This window comes from Okeania sp. SIO2F4, assembly GCF_010672385.1.
In the GTDB taxonomy this organism is placed as follows: domain Bacteria; phylum Cyanobacteriota; class Cyanobacteriia; order Cyanobacteriales; family Microcoleaceae; genus Trichodesmium.
In genome coordinates this window covers 1-1,640 of sequence record NZ_JAAHGT010001355.1, presented here as the reverse complement: position 1 = coordinate 1,640, position 1,640 = coordinate 1, and the positions used below count along the sequence as shown (strand labels likewise).

General features: G+C 32.6%; 2 protein-coding genes. Both read right to left on the bottom strand.

From position 1 onward, the window contains the following. Positions 1 to 420: 420 nt before the first annotated feature. Positions 421 to 597: a hypothetical protein gene (locus F6K22_RS40375; protein ID WP_293110731.1), complete on the bottom strand. Its 177-nt coding sequence runs from the start codon at positions 595 to 597 to the stop codon at positions 421 to 423. A 301-nt stretch (positions 598 to 898) separates the two neighbouring features. Beyond that, positions 899 to 1,159, bottom strand: coding sequence for a hypothetical protein (locus F6K22_RS40370; protein WP_293110730.1), 261 nt, complete (start codon positions 1,157 to 1,159; stop codon positions 899 to 901). Between the last annotated feature and the right edge of the window lie 481 nt (positions 1,160 to 1,640).

Sequence of the window (1,640 nt, the reverse complement as noted above, 5' to 3'; positions counted from 1 at the left end):
ACCTCAAAGCTATTGTGGTATAAGGCTTTAAACCATATAAACAAGGGTCAAAAATTAACTGATTTTCTGAGAATGATAATTATTATTAGTTTGACTGTGGGTTCGCGATCGCGAACCCACACCACCAACCTATGTTGAACCATTATTCAATTAACTGTCCAACAGAACATTTTTTTAAGTCCATTAAAAAATTTTAATAATCAGATAAATGGTGAGAATTTGAGTATAAATAATCAAATATTATCTAACATTGACAGAGCTTTTAATCCCCTTTGATAATTCAACTTTTTCTGAGGGTTAAAATTCATCATATGTGTGACAATTTCAACTAAATATTCCCCAGCCATGACCCACACTTCACCATATATACCTACCCAAAAATTGCTATGTCTTTTATATTTTCGTCTAGGCTCTGTCAATCTACAAATGTAGTGCGCGATAGCCCGATTTTTTGATTAATTGACCATGGTAACATGAAGTAGTATAAGCAATTGCAATTAGTAGAATTAAATTAGTCAGACCCTGTGTATTAGCTTGACTTCCCTCCAAATTATATCCACCTGTTTTACAATCTTTAAACATAGCTTCAATACCCATTCTCGACCGATAAATTTTGATAACTTCTTCTCAACTTTCAATATTTGTTAGTAAATACCAAGGTGCCTTTTCCACTTTATGATTATATTTTATTTTCCAATATGCAGCTAAATTAAATTTACCAAATCCTTTATGTGAGCGCGATCTTAATATTACTGAAAAATATTTTGGTTCCTGGAGATACAGGTAAATTACTCAAAGGCTGGTATTTTTGACGATTTTTTCTATAGTTTGTATCTTGTTTTTGTCGGTTGTCGGAAATTGATTTTTTGAGTTTTAGCTCTAAGACGCGCCAGTGAGATCACTCTACACCATGGAATTCTCTGTCTCCAATAATCACCAATTTAGATTTTTTTAATAACCGTAAAACTGGTTTAATAAGTGCTTTTGGTTCGGCTAAATTAGTAGAGCCTTTTTTCGGCAAAATTTGCCAATAAATAGGTAATGCTCTTTTTTTGTATATGACTGCAATAACAAAGATATTATTGTTTTTCCATAGTGTTCTATCTATGGTGATAATTAATTGACTACCATCAGAAAATTCTCTGTTAATAATCATCATGATAATAGGAAACCAAAACAAGGAAAGGCTCAAAGATGCAGGATTTTAAAAATCTTTGTATATGTTTCCGGCGACTCTCATATTGAATAGGTAAAGGAAAACAAGCTGCCAGTCTTTCAATTTTTACAGTTTTTTGGGCAGTAATTAGCCAAACTAAAATTTTTAAAGTTTGGACTTGAGTATCGGTCAAGGATTGTTTAAAATATGACTCATACAATGATAAAAATTGCATTTTTGTCGGTCTATTTGCGTAAGTGGACCGACTTTTTCTACCATAAAATGTGACTAATGGCTACCATGAAAGATTGATATAAAAATCAACTCAATTTGGGGGAGAAGAGATGGGTTGGCGAAGCCAACCCATCCCTTCTTTAAAAAGAATTATCATTATCAAACACGAAAAATCAATATTTTATACAGAGGTATAGTTATTGAAATCTTTATCTAGTAGTAGTTTCGGGGTGCTTGTCACCCCGTGAGG